General features: G+C 70.5%; 13 protein-coding genes. 5 read left to right on the forward strand and 8 right to left on the reverse strand.

The window, feature by feature from the left end:
• From dapB to eccD, 5 genes are all read right to left on the reverse strand, one after another.
• Positions 1 to 753 (reverse strand): 4-hydroxy-tetrahydrodipicolinate reductase, encoded by a 753-nt coding sequence (gene dapB, locus Scani_RS02360; protein ID WP_159469544.1) that lies wholly within the window; start codon positions 751 to 753, stop codon positions 1 to 3.
• Between the two features lie 36 nt (positions 754 to 789).
• Positions 790 to 2,169, reverse strand: a complete 1,380-nt coding sequence (locus Scani_RS02365) for a M16 family metallopeptidase (protein WP_159469546.1) — start codon at positions 2,167 to 2,169, stop codon at positions 790 to 792.
• Entirely contained in the window at positions 2,166 to 4,385 is a 2,220-nt protein-coding gene (locus tag Scani_RS02370) for a polyribonucleotide nucleotidyltransferase (RefSeq protein WP_159469548.1), read from the reverse strand. Before Scani_RS02370 ends, Scani_RS02365 begins: the two co-directional genes overlap by 4 nt.
• A gap of 299 nt (positions 4,386 to 4,684) precedes the next feature.
• Positions 4,685 to 4,972, reverse strand: a complete 288-nt coding sequence (gene rpsO, locus Scani_RS02375) for a 30S ribosomal protein S15 (protein ID WP_030991941.1) — start codon at positions 4,970 to 4,972, stop codon at positions 4,685 to 4,687.
• A gap of 155 nt (positions 4,973 to 5,127) precedes the next feature.
• On the reverse strand, positions 5,128 to 6,591 hold the full coding sequence (gene eccD, locus Scani_RS02380) for a type VII secretion integral membrane protein EccD (protein ID WP_159469550.1): 1,464 nt from the start codon (positions 6,589 to 6,591) through the stop codon (positions 5,128 to 5,130).
• A gap of 256 nt (positions 6,592 to 6,847) precedes the next feature.
• On the opposite strand from eccD, the gene eccCa reads away from it, so the two are divergent.
• Positions 6,848 to 10,804 (forward strand): type VII secretion protein EccCa, encoded by a 3,957-nt coding sequence (gene eccCa, locus Scani_RS02385; protein ID WP_159469552.1) that lies wholly within the window; start codon positions 6,848 to 6,850, stop codon positions 10,802 to 10,804.
• A gap of 109 nt (positions 10,805 to 10,913) precedes the next feature.
• On the opposite strand, the gene Scani_RS02390 is transcribed toward eccCa, so the two are convergent.
• Both Scani_RS02390 and Scani_RS02395 read right to left on the reverse strand, forming a co-directional pair.
• Complete coding sequence (locus Scani_RS02390; protein WP_159469554.1) at positions 10,914 to 11,696, reverse strand: WXG100 family type VII secretion target; 783 nt, start codon at positions 11,694 to 11,696, stop codon at positions 10,914 to 10,916.
• Positions 11,693 to 12,001 carry a hypothetical protein gene (locus tag Scani_RS02395; protein WP_159469556.1) on the reverse strand — a complete coding sequence of 103 codons (309 nt, stop codon included), beginning with the start codon at positions 11,999 to 12,001 and terminating at the stop codon, positions 11,693 to 11,695. The genes Scani_RS02390 and Scani_RS02395 overlap by 4 nt, the downstream gene beginning before the upstream one ends.
• A 239-nt stretch (positions 12,002 to 12,240) precedes the next feature.
• Here Scani_RS02395 and Scani_RS02400 point away from each other — a divergent pair, with 239 nt between their 5' ends.
• The 3 genes from Scani_RS02400 (at position 12,241) to Scani_RS02410 (ending at position 16,625) form a co-directional block, all read left to right on the forward strand.
• Positions 12,241 to 12,648, forward strand: coding sequence for a hypothetical protein (locus Scani_RS02400; RefSeq protein ID WP_159469558.1), 408 nt, complete (start codon positions 12,241 to 12,243; stop codon positions 12,646 to 12,648).
• 420 nt (positions 12,649 to 13,068) lie between these two features.
• Positions 13,069 to 15,303, forward strand: a complete 2,235-nt coding sequence (locus Scani_RS02405; RefSeq protein WP_246295449.1) for an ATP-binding protein — start codon at positions 13,069 to 13,071, stop codon at positions 15,301 to 15,303.
• Positions 15,300 to 16,625, forward strand: coding sequence for an SUKH-4 family immunity protein (locus Scani_RS02410; RefSeq protein ID WP_159469562.1), 1,326 nt, complete (start codon positions 15,300 to 15,302; stop codon positions 16,623 to 16,625). Before Scani_RS02405 ends, Scani_RS02410 begins: the two co-directional genes overlap by 4 nt.
• Positions 16,626 to 16,872: 247 nt before the next feature.
• Here Scani_RS02410 and Scani_RS02415 read toward each other — a convergent pair whose 3' ends face one another.
• On the reverse strand, positions 16,873 to 17,172 hold the full coding sequence (locus Scani_RS02415) for a hypothetical protein (RefSeq protein WP_159469564.1): 300 nt from the start codon (positions 17,170 to 17,172) through the stop codon (positions 16,873 to 16,875).
• A gap of 665 nt (positions 17,173 to 17,837) precedes the next feature.
• Between Scani_RS02415 and Scani_RS02420 the strand changes: the two genes are divergently transcribed.
• A complete protein-coding gene (locus Scani_RS02420; protein ID WP_246295451.1) occupies positions 17,838 to 18,167 on the forward strand; it encodes a WXG100 family type VII secretion target in 330 nt (109 codons plus the stop codon).
• The last annotated feature ends 208 nt before the right edge of the window (positions 18,168 to 18,375 follow it).

An 18,375-nucleotide genomic window follows, 5' to 3' on the forward strand; every position in this document is an offset into this window, starting at 1 on the left:
TCAGCCCAGGTCGAGGAAGTTTTCCAGGCCCACGGTCAGGCCCGGAGTGGAGACCACGCGGCGCACGCCGAGCAGGATGCCCGGCATGAAGCTGCTGTGGTGGAGGGAGTCGTGGCGGATGGTGAGGGTCTCGCCCTCCCCGCCGAGGAGCACCTCCTGGTGCGCCAGCAGACCGCGCAGCCGTACGGAGTGCACGGGGATGCCGTCCACGTCCGCGCCACGGGCGCCGTCCAGCGCGGTGGTGGTGGCGTCCGGCTGCGGGGCGCAGCCGGCCTCCTCACGGGCCTTGGCGATCAGCTGGGCGGTACGGGCGGCGGTGCCGGACGGGGCGTCCGCCTTCTTCGGGTGGTGCAGCTCGACGACCTCGGCCGACTCGAAGAAGCGGGCCGCCTGCTGGGCGAACCGCATGGTCAGCACCGCGCCGATGGAGAAGTTCGGGGCGATGAGCACGCCCGCCCCGGGCGAGGCGGCGAGCGAGGTGCGCAGCTGCGCGAGGCGCTCGTCGGTCCACCCGGTGGTCCCCACCACCGCGTGGATGCCGTGCCGCACACAGAAGTCGAGGTTGCCCATCACGGCACCGGGGTTGGTCAGCTCGACCACCACCTGGGCGCCGGCCTCGACCAGCGTCTCCAGCTTGTCGCCCCGGCCGAGCCCGGCCACCAGCTCCATGTCCTCGGCGGCCTCGATGGCCCGTACGGCCTCGGAGCCGATGCGTCCCTGGGCTCCCAGTACGGCCACGCGCAGCTTGCTCATCGTTTCCCGTCCTTCTCTTGGTGTATCGCGGCGTGCCTAGGCGACGACGTCGTCCAGCCGGGCCGCCTGCCGGTCCTTCAGCGGGCCGATGACGGACAGCGAGGGGCGGGTGCCCAGCACGTCGCGGGCCACCTCGCGCACCTCGTCCGGGGTGACGGCGGCGATCCGCGCGAGCATCTCGTCGACCGACATCTGCTCGCCCCAGCACAGCTCACTCTTGCCGAGGCGGTGCATCAGCGCGCCGGTGTCCTCCAGACCGAGGACAGTGGACCCGCGCAGCTGTCCGACCGCGCGGCGGATCTCGTCGTCGGTGAGACCCTGGGTCGCCACCTGGTCGAGTTCGTCGCGGCAGATCTTGAGGACGTCCTGCACCTGGCTCGGACGGCAGCCGGCGTAGACGCCGAAGAGACCGCAGTCGGCGAAGCCGGAGGTGTACGAGTACACGCTGTAGGCCAGCCCGCGCTTCTCACGGACCTCCTGGAAGAGGCGCGAGCTCATTCCGCCGCCCAGGGCGGTGTTCAGGACGCCCATGGCCCAGCGCCGGTCGTCGTTGCGCGCCATTCCGGGCATCCCGAGGATCACGTGGGCCTGCTCGGTCTTGCGGTTGAGCAGTTCGACGCGGCCGGCGGTCCGGATGGCGCGGTTGCCCGAGCGCGGCGCGATCGGGACGGCGTCCGTCCGGTCCAGGGCCCCGGCCTGCTCGAAGGCGCGGCGGACCAGGCGGACGACCTTGGCGTGGTCGACGTTGCCGGCGGCCGTGACGACGAGGTGCGTGGGGTCGTAGTGCTTCTTGTAGAAGCGGCGGATGCGCTCGGGGGTGAGGGCGTTGACGGTGTCGACGGTGCCCAGCACCGGGCGGCCCAGCGGGGTGTCGCCGAGCATGGTGTGCGCGAACAGGTCGTGCACGCAGTCGCCCGGGTCGTCCTCGGTCATCGCGATCTCTTCGAGGATGACCCCGCGCTCGGCGTCCACGTCCTCGGCCTCGACCAGCGAACCGGTGAGCATGTCGCACACCACGTCGATGGCGAGCGGCAGATCGGTGTCCAGCACCCGCGCGTAGTAGCAGGTGTACTCCTTCGCGGTGAAGGCGTTCATCTCGCCGCCGACCTCGTCGATCGCGGCGGAGATGTCCAGCGCGCTGCGCCGCTCGGTGCCCTTGAAGAGCAGGTGCTCGAGGTAGTGCGTGGCGCCGTTGAGGGCGGGGGTCTCGTCGCGGGAGCCGACGTGCGCCCAGATCCCGAAGGTGACGGAGCGGACCGTCGGCAGCGTCTCGGTGACGATCCGCAGACCGCCGGGGAGGGTGGTCCGGCGGACCGTACCGGCGCCGGCGGTGCCCTTGAGAAGCGTTTGGGTACGGGCGACGGCCCGCCCCTCCGAAGAGGTGCGGGCCGTCGTCGTGTGCGTACGGGACGTCACTTGGCGGCGTCGTCCTTCTCGTCCGCGGCCTTGTCCTCGTCCTCGATCACGGGGATGAGGGAGAGCTTGCCGCGCTGGTCGATCTCGGCGATCTCGACCTGGACCTTGGCGCCCACCCCGAGCACGTCCTCGACGTTCTCCACGCGCTTGCCACCGGCGAGCTTGCGGATCTGCGAGATGTGCAGCAGGCCGTCCTTGCCCGGCAGCAGGGAGACGAACGCACCGAAGGTGGTGGTCTTGACGACCGTGCCCAGGTAGCGCTCGCCGACCTCCGGCATGGTCGGGTTGGCGATGCCGTTGATCGTGGCGCGGGCGGCCTCGGCGGCCGGGCCGTCGGCGGCACCGATGTAGATGGTGCCGTCGTCCTCGATCGTGATGTCGGCGCCGGTGTCCTCCTGGATCTGGTTGATCATCTTGCCCTTGGGGCCGATGACCTCACCGATCTTGTCCACCGGGATCTTGACGGTGATGATCCGCGGGGCGTTCGGGGACATCTCGTCCGGGACGTCGATGGCCTCGTTCATGACGTCCAGGATGTGCAGACGCGCGTCACGGGCCTGCTTCAGCGCGGCGGCCAGGACCGAGGCGGGGATGCCGTCGAGCTTGGTGTCGAGCTGCAGCGCGGTCACGAACTGCTTGGTGCCGGCGACCTTGAAGTCCATGTCGCCGAAGGCGTCCTCCGCACCGAGGATGTCGGTGAGGGCGACGTAGTGGGTCTGGCCGTCGATCTCCTGGGAGATCAGGCCCATGGCGATACCGGCGACCGGGGCCTTGAGGGGCACACCGGCGTTCAGCAGCGACATGGTCGAGGCGCAGACCGAGCCCATGGACGTCGAGCCGTTGGAGCCCAGCGCCTCGGAGACCTGGCGGATCGCGTAGGGGAACTCCTCGCGGGTCGGCAGGACCGGCATGATGGCGCGCTCGGCGAGCGCGCCGTGGCCGATCTCGCGGCGCTTGGGGGCGCCCACGCGGCCGGTCTCACCGACGGAGTACGGCGGGAAGTTGTAGTTGTGCATGTAGCGCTTGCGGGTCACCGGGGAGAGGGTGTCCAGCTGCTGCTCCATGCGGAGCATGTTGAGGGTGGTGACGCCCAGGATCTGGGTCTCGCCACGCTCGAACAGGGCGGAACCGTGCACCCGCGGGATGGCCTCGACCTCGGCGGCGAGCGTACGGATGTCCGTGACGCCGCGGCCGTCGATCCGCTTCTTCTCCTTGATGACGCGCTCGCGGACCAGGTTCTTGGTCAGCGAACGGTACGCGGCGGAGATCTCCTTCTCGCGGCCCTCGAACTGCGGGAGCAGCTTCTCGGCGGCGACGGCCTTGACGCGGTCCAGCTCGGCCTCGCGCTCCTGCTTGCCGGCGATGGTCAGCGCCTGGGAGAGCTCGTCCTTGACCGCGGCGGTGAGCGCCTCCAGGACGTCGTCCTGGTAGTCGAGGAAGATCGGGAACTCGCCGACGGGCTTGGCGGCCTTGGCGGCGAGGTCCGACTGGGCCTTGCACAGGACCTTGATGAAGGGCTTGGCGGCCTCGAGACCGGCGGCGACGACCTCTTCGGTCGGGGCCTCGGCGCCGTCCTTGACCAGCTGGATGGTCTTCTCGGTGGCCTCGGCCTCGACCATCATGATCGCGACGTCGCCGTCCGGGAGGACGCGGCCGGCCACGACCATGTCGAAGACGGCGTCCTCGAGCTCGGTGTGGGTCGGGAACGCCACCCACTGGCCGTTGATCAGGGCGACACGGGTGCCGCCGACCGGGCCGGAGAAGGGCAGGCCCGCGAGCTGCGTGGAGCAGGAGGCGGCGTTGATCGCGACCACGTCGTAGAGGTGGTCGGGGTTGAGCGCCATGATCGTCTCGACGATCTGGATCTCGTTGCGCAGGCCCTTCTTGAAGGAGGGGCGCAGCGGCCGGTCGATCAGCCGGCAGGTGAGGATCGCGTCCTCGGAGGGACGGCCCTCACGACGGAAGAAGGAACCGGGGATCTTCCCGGCTGCGTACATCCGCTCCTCGACGTCGACGGTCAGCGGGAAGAAGTCCAGCTGGTCCTTCGGCGTCTTGGAAGCGGAGGTGGCCGACAGCACCATGGTGTCGTCGTCCAGGTACGCCACGGCGGAACCGGCGGCCTGCTTGGCCAGGCGGCCCGTCTCGAAGCGGATGGTGCGGGTGCCGAAGGAACCGTTGTCGATCACGGCTTCGGCGTAGTGGGTCTCGTTCTCCACCAGGAATATCTCCTCGTCAGCGTCCGCTGCCCGTATGGCGGCGGACCGTCTTCGGTGGAGCGCCGGTGCGGGCCGGTCTTCGATCGAAGCACCCGGGGTGATGACACATGGCGTGCATGGATCGTCCGGGGGCCACTACCGAGGACCGGCGGCCAGGAGGCGCTCCTACCGCGTTCAGTTTTGCGATATGGCACCAGACTACAAAGCTTCCGTCCACCATGAGGTGGCGCGAGTGTCCGGTGCGTACGGCAAAGGGAGCGGCCCCTAGCGGGAACCGCTCCCTTTGCGGCGCATTCTAATTACTTGGCGCCCGCCGCGCCGCGGCGGATGCCCAGGCGCTCGACCAGCGCACGGAAGCGCGTGATGTCCTTCTTCGCCAGGTACTGCAGCAGGCGGCGGCGCTGGCCGACGAGCAGCAGCAGACCACGGCGGGAGTGGTGGTCGTGCTTGTGGGTCTTGAGGTGCTCGGTCAGGTCCGAGATGCGGCGGGAGAGCATCGCGACCTGGACCTCGGGGGAGCCGGTGTCACCCTCCTTGGTGGCGAACTCGGTCATGATCTGCTTCTTCGTAGCGGCGTCGAGCGACACGCGGTACTCCTCAGGGTTCCGGCCGGTGAGCGTCCCTGGTTGACATCACAGGGAATCTTGGATGACTCGTCCGGGCCGTCACACAGCGTACCAGTTGAAAACGGCCCCCCGACCGGGTGGTCGGGGGGCCGCGGAACAGCCGGTGAGCAGGTGCCTCAGTTGCCGGTGAGGCCTCGCACCTTGCCGTACACCTCCAGGACCGCCAGGCACAGCGGCACCAGGGACAGCAGGACCAGGCCGTCGAAGATGTCGAAGATCCGGCCCCAGAAGGGGGTGACGCCCTTGCGCGGAACGACCAGACCGACGCCTACCAGGAGGGCGGCGCCCGCCGCGATGCTGCCGGAGAACCAGACGGTGCGGATGTTCAGCGGACCGGAGTCCCGGAAGCGGAGCAGGTCGACGAAGATCTCCGTCGGCGGGTTCAGCGCGATGCCCAGGATGAGCAGGACGATCGTGAGGATGCCGGCGATGGTCAGGCAGGCGACCTGTGCGGTGTAGTCGAAGAGCCGGGCGCGGAGCATGATCGTGATGCCGGCGGTCAGCGCGAGCAGCTGGGCCCACATGTTGTCCGAGAAGCCGAGGACCACACCGGCCGAGCCGACGGTCAGGGCGGCGCAGCCGGCGACGAGGCCGAGCAGCAGCTCGTGGCCGCGCTTGGCCTGGTTGCCGATCTTGACGAAGTCGACGGACTCGGTCTCGCCGCCGTTGTCGTAGGAGCCCTTGGCGATCTGGTCGGGCGACTTGTAGCCGATGGGCAGCCGGGCGAAGCGTGCGGAGAGGCCGGGCAGCCAGGCGACCAGGGCGATCGAGACGACCGCGGTGACGGCGGCGACCTCGCGGGGCGCGGCGTCGGTGAGGATCGCGGCGAACACCGCGAGGGTCCCCATGGCGGCCAGGAACGCGGCGGCGACGAAGGGGGCATCACCGCGCGGCAGCAGGACCACCAGCAGCACGGAGGCGATCAGTACGGTCACACAGCCGACGAGGAGGTGCAGCCGGCCGGGGCCGGCCCCTTCCTCCACGGGGAAGATGCCGGAACCCGCGAGCAGCAGATGCGGCAGCGCGGCCAGGCCCAGCGCGATGGAGGAGCCGTGGTCGTCGTAGACACGGGCGCGGACACCGGCCAGCGCGACCAGCACGATGCCGACGACACCGGCGATGATGCCGGGCAGGCGGTGCATGTCGCGGTCGGCGGGGTTCGAGAACCAGAGGGCGAAGGCCATCATCACGAGCAGCAGCACGCCCGCGGTGAGGCCGACGACACGCATGAGGTCGTCGCTCCAGCGGCTGCGGTTGCGCTTCACGGCGGAGGCGACGGCGTCGGAGACGTCGTCGAAGACCGGGAGCGGCAGCGACTCGGCGAACGGCTTCAGAAGGAGAAGGTCGCCGTCGAGGATCTGCTGCTGCGCGAGTGACTGTCCGGCGTCGAGAACCGTGCCGTCGCGGCGTACGAGGTGATAGCCGGTCGGTGCGCCCTCCGCCTGCGACTGCCCGGAGAGCCTCAGGATCTCCGGGTAAATGTCGACGAGTGCGACGTCCTCCGGCAGAGCCACGTCAATCCGTGCATCCGGCGCGGCGACTGTGACCCGGCAAAAGCCGGTGCCAGTACTCGTGCTCACCTGGCGGTTCCCCCTATCCGTTGGGCGTTTTGTCGCGTCGCGCGCCCTATATATGGAGCCGTCACTTCGGGGCTGTGGGCACGCTCGCGAGGCGTCAGCGTACCGCCCAATTCGGCGACCGCCCCACCCACCCCGAGACTTGACGTTTAACAGTAGGATCAACGCCTGGTTCGGGCCAAGCACTTGGCCCGGGGGGACCGTCGAATCCAACGGGGGCGGTCCGAGACTGCGAGATGCATGAAGGACTGATGCCTCGGTGAGCGTTGTCATCGTCAAGCGCCCGCCCCGCGCGCTGCCACCTGAAGTTCCCTCGGAGGAGGTGACACTCGAGGCGCCTCCGGAGCTTCCGCGTGAGGGCGAATCAGAGAACATGCTGATGACCCTTATGCCCATGATGGGTATGGCGTCTTCGGCGGGATTCTTGTTCATGGGCAACCAGCCGTTCATGAAAATCATGGGCGGCTTTATGGTGGCGTCCACCCTGGCAATGGCGATCGTGCAGATCGTCAAAGCCCGCCAAGGGCCTTCCGGGCAAATGCTGCAAGAGCGGCAGGATTACCTCAAGTACCTTGCGCAGAAGCGGAAAGAGGTACGGCGCACCGCGCGCAAACAGCGCGACGCGCAGCTGTTCACCCACCCCGATCCGAGCCAGTTGTGGTCGATCGTGGCCGAGGGCAAACGCGTATGGGAACGCCGGGCGACCGACCCTGACTTCGGGCAGGTACGACTGGGGCTGGGGCCGCAGCAGCTGGCCACTCCCCTGCGGGCTCCGGAGACCGCTCCGGTCGACGAGCTGGAGCCGCTGACCGCGCATGCGATGAAGGAATTCCTCGACAAGCACGGGCAATTGGACAGCCTGCCGCTGGCCGTCTCTCTGCGGGCCTTTTATCACCTGACGGTCTCCGGTGACCCCGACACCGTCTACGGCGCCTCGCGCGCCATCGTCGCCCAGCTGTGCACCCTGCACTCGCCCGAGGACCTGGTGGTGGCGGTCGTCGCCGCGCCCGGTGCGCAGGCCGAGTGGGAGTGGACCAAGTGGCTGCCGCAGGTGCAGGACAAGACCACGGACGGCGCGGGGACGCGCCGGCTGGTCGTCGGCGACCTCGGTGAGATCGAGGAGCTGCTGGCGGACGACCTGGAGGGCCGCGGGCGGTTCAACCCGCAGGGCACTCCGGTGACCGACAGCCCGCATGTGGTGGTCGTGCTCGACGGCGGCGAGGTGCCGATGGACTCGGTGATCGCCGGGGCCGAGGGCCTGCAGGGCGTCACGATCCTGGAGGTCGTCCCGGGCGACCTGGACGAGATCCGCGGCGGTCTGGCCGTACAGGTGTGGCCGGGCAAGCTGGTGCTGGAGTCGGCCAGCGGTGCGGTCTACCACGGTGTCTGCGACACCCTCTCGATCGCCGAGTCGGAGGCGCTGGCCCGCCAGCTGGCCCCGCTGCGGGCCGGTTCCGGCGCGGACGGCGAGGAGCCGCTGCTGTCGAACCTGGACTTCACGGATCTGCTGAACCTCGGTGACGCCGGTTCCGTCGATGTGTCGCGTACCTGGCGGCCGCGCACGCTCCACGAGCGGCTGCGGGTGCCGATCGGTGTCGACAAGGACGGCCAGCCCGTCATGCTCGACATCAAGGAGGCCTCGCAGGAGGGCATGGGCCCGCACGGCCTGTGTGTCGGTGCGACCGGTTCCGGTAAGTCCGAGGTGCTGCGCACCCTGGTGCTCGCGCTCGCGGTGACCCACTCCTCGGAGACCCTCAACTTCATCCTCGCGGACTTCAAGGGTGGCGCCACCTTCACCGGTATGTCGGAGATGCCGCACGTCGCGGCCGTCATCACCAACCTCGGTGAGGACGTCACCCTCATCGACCGCATGCGCGACTCCATCACCGGTGAACTCCAGCGCCGTCAGGAGCTGCTGCGCTCCGCGGGCAACTACGCCAACATCACCGACTACGAGAAGGCGCGTGCCGCGGGTGCCCCGCTGGACCCGCTGCCCTCGCTGGTGATGGTGCTCGACGAGTTCTCCGAGCTGCTGACCGCCAAGCCCGACTTCATCGACATGTTCATCCAGATCGGCCGTATCGGCCGGTCGATGGGTGTGCACATGCTGCTCGCCTCGCAGCGTCTGGAAGAGGGCAAGCTGCGCGGTCTGGACACCTTCCTGTCCTACCGGCTGGGTCTGCGGACCTTCTCCGCGGCCGAGTCGCGGACCGCGATCGGTGTGCCGGACGCCTACCACCTGCCGAACGTGCCGGGTTCCGGCATCCTCAAGTACGACACCGAGACGATGGTCCAGTTCAAGGCCGCGTACGTCTCGGGCCCGTACCGCGGTCCGGGTGCCGGCGGCGGCCCCGGCGGCAGCCGGACGAACCGGCTGCCGGTGCCGTTCACCGCGGCTCCGGTCGTCGAGCAGATCATCGAGGACCCCACGCCGGTCGAGCCGGTCGAGCCGGAGCAGGACGACGCGCTCGCCGACACGGTGCTCGACGTCATCGTCCAGCGCATGCAGGGCCAGGGCCCGCCGGCGCACCAGGTGTGGCTGCCGCCGCTGGACGAGCCGCCCACGGTCAACCAGCTGCTGCCGACGCTCGCGGTCACGCCCGAACGCGGCGTGCACGCACCGGAGTACACCGCGCTCGGCAAGCTCGTGGTGCCGGTCGCGCTGGTGGACAAGCCGTTCGAGCAGCGGCGTGACGTGATGTACCTGGACTTCTCCGCCGGTGCCGGTCACGGTCTGGTCGTGGGTGGTCCGCAGTCCGGCAAGTCGACCCTCATCCGGTCCGCGATCGCCTCGTTCGCGCTCACCCACACCCCGGCCGAGGTGCAGTTCTACTGCCTCGACTTCGGCGGCGGCGGCATGCTGACCATGGAGGGCCTGCCGCACGTCGGTGGCGTCGCCTCGCGTCTGGACGCGGAGAAGGTGCGCCGTACGGTCTCCGAGGTCGTCGGCATCCTCAACGAGCGCGAGGAGTTCTTCCGGGCCAACAACATCGACTCGATCGGCACCTACCGCCAGCGGCGGGCCGCGGGCACCTACCCCGACCAGAAGTGGGGCGACGTCTTCCTGGTCATCGACGGCTGGGCGACGTTCAAGACCGACTACGAGCAGATGGACCCGGTGATCCTGGACATCGCCGCCCGTGGTCTCGGTTTCGGTGTCCACCTGATCATCGCCGGTGCGCGCTACACCGAGGTGCGGCCCGCACTGCGCGACCAGCTCCTCAACCGCGTCGAGCTGCGCCTGGGCGACCCGATGGAGTCGGAGTTCGACCGCAAGCGCGCGGAGAACGTCCCGATGGGCAAGCCCGGTCGCGGTATGTCCCCCGACAAGCTCGACTTCCTGGCGGCGCTGCCGCGGCTGGACGGGATGAGCGACCCGGAGACGCTCAGCGACGGCATCGCGAACCTGGTGTCGACGGTCAGCGAGCACTGGCAGGGCGAGCCCGCCCCCGCGGTGCGGATGCTGCCGACGATGCTCCACGTCAACGAGCTGCCCAAGGGCAACGACTACCCGGAGCACGGCGTCGCGATCGGTGTCGACGAGACCACGCTGTCCCCGGCGTTCATCGACTTCGAGACCGACCCGCTGCTGGTGATCTACGGCGAGAGCGAGTCCGGAAAGTCCTCGCTGCTGCGGCTGCTGGCCAAGCAGATCGCCGAGCGGTATCCGTCGGACAAGGCGCTCATGGTGGTCTCCGACTACCGTCGCGCCCTGCTCGGCGAGATCCCCGAGAGCCACATGTACAAGTACTGCGCCGCGGGGCCGCAGTTGCAGGAGGTCATCACCGGTCTGGCCGGTTCACTCGGCCGACGGATGCCGGGCCCGGACGTCACGCCGGAGCAGCTGCGCAACCGCAGCTGGTACGACCTGCCGGACGCGTTCGTGATCGTGGACGACTACGACCTGGTGGCGACCAGCAGCGGCAACCCGCTGCAGCCGCTGCTGGAGTACCTGCCGTTCGCCCGTGACCTGGGTCTGCGCCTGATCATCGCGCGCAGCTCCTCGGGTGCCGGACGCTCCTCGTTCGAGCCGGTGATGCAGCGTACGAAGGAGCTCGGTGCGCAGGGTCTGATCCTGTCCGCCGACCCGGCCGAGGGTCCGCTGATGGGCAACATCAAGGGCCAGAGCCTGACGCCCGGACGGGCCACGTTCATCACGCGCAAGCGCGGTGCGCAGCTGGTCCAGACGGGCTGGCTGCCGGCGAACAGCGGCTGACCGGACCGCACGCGACAACGGCGGTGGGGCGTCCCTCCTGAGAGGGGCGCCCCACCGCCGTTTCGTCTGTGCGCGCGGTGCGTCCGTGCGCGGTACCGGCCCGAAGGCGTCAGCCGAAGGCCCCGTGCTGAGTGACGTCGGGGCCGGAGCCGACCGGTGCCTCGGCGGCGGACGCCGCGGTGCCCCGGGGCTCGGGGGCACCGGCCCCGGCGGCGGAGGCGGCGGGCCGGGCGGCAGGGGCGGCCGAGCCCTTCTTCTGCGGGCCGTTCTGCGGATCGTTCCGCGGGCCGTTCTTCGGGTCCCGCTCAGGGCCCGGCTCCGGCTCGGTGCCGGGCGCCCGGCTCCGTACGCCCTTGGCGAGGCCCTCGCCGCCCCGCGTCCTGGCCTCGCCGTCCTGTGCCGGGCCGAACGGATCGGGCCCGTGCGCCGCTTCGGAGGTGGCCCACTCGTGCCGTACGGGCGGCCGCTGTCCCTGGCCGCCCCCGCCCCCTCCGCGCTTGCCGAACGCGCCGCCGAGGCCGGTCGCGAGCTGGCCGAGCGCCATGAAGCCGTAGGCGATCTCGGGGCCGGACGACGACTGCGCGCCGTCGCCGGAGCGGCCCGCCGGCGGTGCGTCGTGGCCCTTGTCGCCGTTGTCCTCGGCGGGCTGCGCGGCGGCGTTCTCCAGGTCGGCGGCGGCCAGGTCGAAGACCGGCAGCGATTCGTCGACGGACCGCTTGAGGCGGTGCCACTCCCCCGCGAACGCCTCACCGGCCGGGCCGTGCCAGTTGGCCGCGGCCGCGGTGCCGACGTGCCGGTCCAGATCGCGGACGAGGCCGTCGAGGTGCTTGCCCATCTCCCGCCAGCCGGCCGCCGCTTCGTGCAGGGCCTGCGGGTTGCCTCGCTCGCTCACTTGACGCTCCGCATCATCTCGGCCAGCTCGTCCTCGGCCGCCTGCGCATTCGCGACGGTCTCCTTGATCCCCCCGCCGACCTCGGCGAGGCGCTGCTGCAGCTGGACGAGCGCCTGCTCGGCCTGCTCGTACAGCTCGCGGTAGGGCCGGGCCGCCTCGTCGTCGCCGAAACCGTCCCGGAGGGCCTCGGCATCCGCCCGTCGCCTGAATGCGGCGAGCTGCCGGCTCAGTTCTTCCGCACGTATCTCGAAGGTCGCACCGAGCTTGTGCAACTCCTCGGTACTGAGCCGGACTTCATCGGACATCATTTCTCCCCGAATTGCATGACAGCTACCTGCCGACATCGCCTCAGGTCTAGCACACCCGCAATAGGCCCGAAGCCCTCCGCGGAGCGGGCGGGAGGCGGATCGCGGAATTCGCCGTGGAGCAATGTCCGGCAATACCGACAACCCCCTCCTTGACGCCCCGTTCACACCCGTCATTACACTCAGGACGCCGGTGCCGCAGACGCGGTTGCTGTGTCATCACGTTCCAGGGGGCAGACATGAACAATGAACGGCAGATCCAGGACGAGGACCTGATGGACGTCGCCCAGGATCCCGAGCAGGCACACCGGCTGCGCAAGGCACTGAAGGTCCTGGCGGACAACCCCAACGTCGGCGGCAAGCTCCAGGAGATGGCCCAGGAGGTGCTCTCCGGGCGTATCGGCATGAAGGACGCGATCGCGACGCCGGGATACATGGACGCGCTGGGCGACCGCATGGACCAGATCCGGCGGGCCGCGGAGAACCAGACCATGGCCGAGCGCGAGGAGTCCCGCGAGAAGTTCGCCGCGTGGCAGCAGGAGCAGGAGGCCAAGGAGGACGAGGAGCGCGCCGAGCGCGACGGTCCTTCGGGCAACATCGTGACCACCCCGCGGCGCGGTGGCCGCGGCGGCGGGCACCGGGGCTGACCCGGTCGCCGCGCGGGCCGTCCGCGGCGCCCGCCCCCATCGGCCCGCGGTTCGGCGTTTCGGCAGCCCGCGGGTTCGGCGGCCTTCCGCTTTTCCCTCACGCCGAAATCCGTTCAAACACTCAGGAAAGCCGTTGCGGAAGAAAGCGGATCCATCGCCGGATCATGCGGATGGATCTGCTTTCTTTCCGCACATGGCGATCTCGCTTTCTCCACATCGGGCCCCGGGGACAACTCACTTCACCTCCACCCCGCCCGCTCTCGGTGCGAGCGCCCGCACACCGGCCCCGGCCTGCGTGTTCCAGTTCCGGCACAGCCCACCCCGCGCCATCCTCAGAGGGCGGCACGGACCATAGGATCAAGCCGGTACACGCAGGAATCCACAAAGGTGGAGGCGGGATTGATGGGGGACGAGGAAGCCATGAGCGCCTCAGACGAAGGAAATGCCGCACCGGCCGGATACGCACCGCATCCGTACGTCGGCGGCCGCACCGCCGCGCTCCGCGCGCTCGCGGCCTGGCGCATGCGCTGGCCCGGCGCGCCGCGCGTCATCGTGCTCACCGGCAACCCGGGCAGCGGGCGAACGCGCCTGGTCACCGGCTTCCTGATGATGTGCGACCCCGGGCACCGCAAGCAGTTGCCGCTGGACGATCTGGACCCGGCGACGGTGCCCCCGGATCTCCCGGCGCCTGTCGTACCGAGCCCCGCCGGGCGCACCGCGGCACAGATGTTGTGGATGATCTCCGATCATCTCGGGCTGAACGCCGACCGCGACGACGACATTTTCACCGAACTCGCCGCTCGTGAAGAGCCGGTGACCCTGGTGGTGCCGGATGTCGATCAGGCCGGTCCGGTACGCGCCGCGCACGAGCCGGCCCGCGTCGTCCGGGACGTGCTCAAGCCGCTCGCCGCCACCGAAACGGTTCAGCTGCTCGCCGAGGTGCCGCGCGAACTGGCCGCGGAGCTGGCCGGGGCGCTGCCGGCCGGCCAGGTGCAGATCATCGATCTCGACGCGCCCGAGTGGGCCGACCCCAAGGGCCTGGTGCTGCACGCCGAGACCGCGCTCACCCCCGAGGCGGGCGCCCCGGACCTCCCGTACACCACCGATCCGGCCGCGCGCCGGGCGCTCGCCGAGGCCCTCGCGGCGCGCGCGGACGGCAACCGGCTCACCGTCCGGCTCGCCGTGCAGTCGCTGCTCCTGCAGCCCGCGGGCTTCGACCCTGCAGACGCCTCCCAGCTGCCCGGCAGCGTCGGCGAGGTGCTCGATCTGCATGCCCGCCGGCTGGGCGCCGATCCGCGGACCCTGCGGCTGATGCTGGCGCCGCTCGCGTTCGCCGAGGGCGAGGGGCTGCCCGTCCAGCTGTGGGGTGCGCTGGCGAGCGCCGTCGCCGGACGGGACATGAGCCGGGACATCGCCGACGGCATGCTGCTGGCCGCGCCGTTCATCCAGCCGGTCGAGCCGTCCCGGGACGAGGACCCGGACGGCGACGGAGACGGTGCCGCGGACGAGGCCACGGAGGACGGCGGGGCCGGATCCGGTGCCGACGGCCGTACCCTGCTGCGTCTGACGCACCCCGGGCTCGCCGAGGAGATCCGCTCCGGGCTGCCGGACGTCCGCGACGCCCAGACCAAGATCGCCATGGCGCTGCTGGAAGCGGTGCCCCAGCAGGACTGGTCCCGGGCCGATCCGTACATCCGCGACCATCTGGCGGCGCACACCCTCGACGCCGGCCTGCTCCCGCAACTCCTCACCGACCCCGGCCTGTTCGCCCATGCCGACCCCGTGACGATGCGGGCTGCCATCGAGGCCGTACCGCTGGAGCAGCTGGGCGCACCGGCCCGTACGTACCTGCGCACCGCCCCGCTCCTCACCCGCTCCCAGGCGCCCGCCGAGCTGCGGGCGGCGTTCCTGGAGTCCGCGTTCGTCGAGGACGGCCTGGCGCCGTACGCGGAGGCGCTGCACACGCTCGGCTTCAGCCTGCCGTGGCGGACGCTGTGGAGCGTGCCGCTGGTCGGTGTCCGCGCCGTGACGACGGGGTCCCTGCCTCCGCAGGACGGGGACGGCGCGACGGCGGACGCGGCCGACCCCGGCGACCCGGACGGCAGGGCAGCGGGGACGGCGGCGGGAACGGCCCAGAGCCCGGCCCCCGCGACGGCCGACTCCGCCGGTCCTGCGGCCCCGGCTTCCGCCACCACCGCACCCGGCCGCCCGGTGGCCGCCTTCCTCGTCCCCGAGGGGACCCCCGGCTCCCGTACGGTGCCCGGCCCGGACAGTGACGCCCCCGAGGGCAGCGGCCGGGCGCTCCTCGTGCACGATCTGCTGCGTCCGGGATACGTCGACGCCGATCCGGCGCAGGTGCAACTGCCCTCCGCACAGGCCCAGGAGGCGGCGCCCCTCGGGCTCAGCCGCGGCGCCGACTATCTGCGGGTCTGGTCCCGCGCCGACGAGGAGGTGGTGGCCGCGCTGCTCTCCGACACCCCGTTCACCGGCGCCGACCTCTCGCCGGACGGTGTACTGGTCGTCGCCACCGCGCGCGGTGTGACCGCCCGCCAGATCCTCGCCGCGGCTCCCGCGCCCGCTCCCACCGTGCCGGCCCAGCGCACCGGCACCGCCGACTCCGCTTCGTCCGACGGCCTCGAAGGAGACCACTCGTGATCACCCAGGCGCAGGCCCACGCCACCGCCGCCCGCTGGCTCAACCCCGAGGGGCATCAGGGCCCGCCGCGCGAAGTGGCCCTGCAGGAGTTCGACCTCGGCTGGGTCGTGTGGGCCGTACCGCCGCCGCCGGAGGTCGACCCGCAGACCGGTCAGCGACGCCCGCCCGCCGAGGTCGGCGCAGCCTGCGGTGTCGTCGACCGGGAGTCCGGCGAGCTGACGGTGTGGCCGTCGGTACCGGTCGACGAGGTCGTACGGATGTACCGGCAGAAGCACGGCGCCGGAGCGGCCCCCTCGACGCCCGCCGAGCGGCCGGTCACCGGCCCCGGCAACACCGCCGTCGCGACCTACAACGACCCGTCGACCGGCGAGGAGACCAGCCTCGCCCGGGTCTCGGCGCCCGGAGCGCCGCCCGCCGAGTACCAGCTCCACGACGAGCTGCGACGGCTGGGCGTGAACCCCGCCGACGTCAGCGCCGTCCACACCGACCTGCGGTCGGCCCTGCTGCCCGGCGGCTACCCCGGCGACTTCCTCCTGCGCACCTTCACCCACGCCACGTTCTCGTGCACCGAGGGCTACGGCATGCGCCCCGAGGAGCGCGCCGAGGGCGTCGCCGGACTGATCCGGCACGTCGAGATGATGCACCAGCTGGCGGGCCGGCCGGCACCGCCGCGGCCGCACCGGCTGCCGGTGCCGCAGCACGTCGAGGCCGCACCGCAGATGCGGGACGTGGCCCTCGGCAAGCACCTCGTGGAGGTCTTCGGCCCCCAGGGCGTGAGCCGCCCGGACGCCGACGACCTCGCCACGACCCAGTTCCCCGAGGCCACCAGGAACACCCTGGTCTGGGCCGGGCTGCCGGCCCAGGTGCCGTACTTCTTCACCGCCGACCGGCCCGACGCCCCGCCGGCCGGCGGACTGTTCCCGGACGTGGCGGCCTACCTGCGGGAAACCGGCACCGAGGCTCGCGAAGAGACCCTGACGACCCTCGCCGGCTACGTCCGGATCGGCACCGACGGCCTCTACACGCTCGCCGTTCAGTGCGCCGCCCCGGAGCAGAACCAGGGCCTCGTCGGCACCGTCTGGGCGGTCCAGCCGTCCTCGGGCGGCGGCCGGTTCGTCAACCGCACCCTCGCCGCGTACCTGCGCTCCCTCGCTCTGCTGGTCACCACGCGCGGGCAGATGCAGGGCATGGACCCGTACGCGGCAGGCGCGGCAGTCGCCGCCTTCCAGGAACAGATCGCGGCGATCGACTCCTGGGCGCTGGACAACGACGGCAACTGGTGGTCGCTGGTCATCGAACAGATGTGGCACGGGTTGTTCTGAGGCGGGGGGAGGCGGGGGGAGCCTCGGGGCGGATTCTGCGGTCCGGGGCTTTTCTGGGCGGCGGGGGACGGGCTCCGGGGCTTTTCCCTGCGGGGGGGGCTCCGGGGCTTACCTCCCCAGCGGGGGCAGCTCTGGTCTGGGGGCTTTTCTCTGCTGCGGGGAGGGGCGCCTTGCGCGGCGGTCCTCCTCAGCCGGGGGAGCAACTCCGGGGCGGGGGTGGATCCGCTGTCCGCCCCTTCCTCCACCTTCAGGGCAGCAGCAGCCAGTCCGCGGCCAGTGCGGCGGCCAGCCCGATGCCCAGCAACCAGGTGCCGAGGCGGGTACGCCCGTTCCGGCTGAGTTCGATCACCACCCCACAGAGCACCAGCGCGGCCCCGTACACCCCGACCACCAGCACCGACGTACGCGACGCCAGGCGCACCACGAGCACCCCCGCCATCGCGGCCATCAGCACCGAGGCCAGGACGATGCGTATTCGCCTGGCCTGACGAGGCGTCAGCCCCACTCGACTCTCGGGAAGGGGCTCTTCATTGCCGGCTACGTCCATGAGCGGGAATGCTACGGGACGAGTGATCGCCGGGCCCTCCCGCTCCCCCCGAATGGCGCCAACCACCCGAACTCCCCGGCCGGTTCGCCGACCAGCTCCCGCCTGCGCACTTCCCACTTCCCACTTCCCACTTCACACTTCACACTTCGGCCTTCGGAGCCCCCGCCCCGCCACCCCCACTCACCCGGCACACGGCCGAATTCCCCTGCGTCCGCACGCATCCCCGCGCCAACCCGCCGGCCCCATCCGTCAACTCGCCGGACTCACCCGAGCGACCCATTCCCCAAGTCGCCCGATTGACGTCACGGACACTCGCCGTTGAGGGCAACGCCACCTTTCGGCAACCAACCGAGGCCGACCCGCCCCCAGGCCATCTTCCGCCGCCCCTCCCCCACCCCCAGAACTCCGAACAATTGACCAACGCCGTACCAATATTTAACCTGCCTTTTCGATACCTCGCCGGGGCTCCACACCCACCTGCCGCGAGATTCACCGATGCCGCGGGTACGCCAATTCCCCTGAATCCGCTCAGCGTTGAGTCGCAGAATGCCCACGTTCTCTCCACATGCTCGCCTTGACATGCCTGCGTTCAGATCGCCTAGTGTGTGGGATCGTTAAGGACGCAACAGATATCTGCGGGGGCACACCGCATAACGGGGGCAAGGGTGGCAGGCAAGGCATTTGACGTCGATCCGGATGTGCTGCGGACGCAGGGCAACACATTCGTCCACATCGGCAGCGATTTCTCCAAGGCGTCGAAGAAGCTTCAGGACGATCTTGAGGGCCTCGGCAGTCCCTGGGAAAACTGCGACTTCGGCGACATCTTCGAAACGATCTACACGCCCATCAGGGACGGCATGTTCGAATCGATGGACTCCCTGGGCGAGCGCCTCGAAAGCATCGGCGACAAGCTCCAGAACATGGCCGGCTCGTACACCGAATCCGACGAGCAGGGCATCCACACCATCAGCGCGGTAGGCCGCCCGGCCATCTGACGTCCGGCCCCGCCCGTCACGCAGGGGCACGCGCACACCGAGGCCGGGGCCGAGGCCGTCAATCATGAGCCGAGCCGGGCACCGGGTTCCCGAAGCGCGATCCACGCCCCGCCCAGGCCGATGTCCCACCACCCGCGCCCTCGCCCTCGTTCCTCACCCTCACCCGCTCCTTGACGACATCCACACCCGAACTCACACCCACACCATT

Origin of the sequence: Streptomyces caniferus (assembly GCF_009811555.1) — a bacterium.
Taxonomy (GTDB): domain Bacteria; phylum Actinomycetota; class Actinomycetes; order Streptomycetales; family Streptomycetaceae; genus Streptomyces; species Streptomyces caniferus.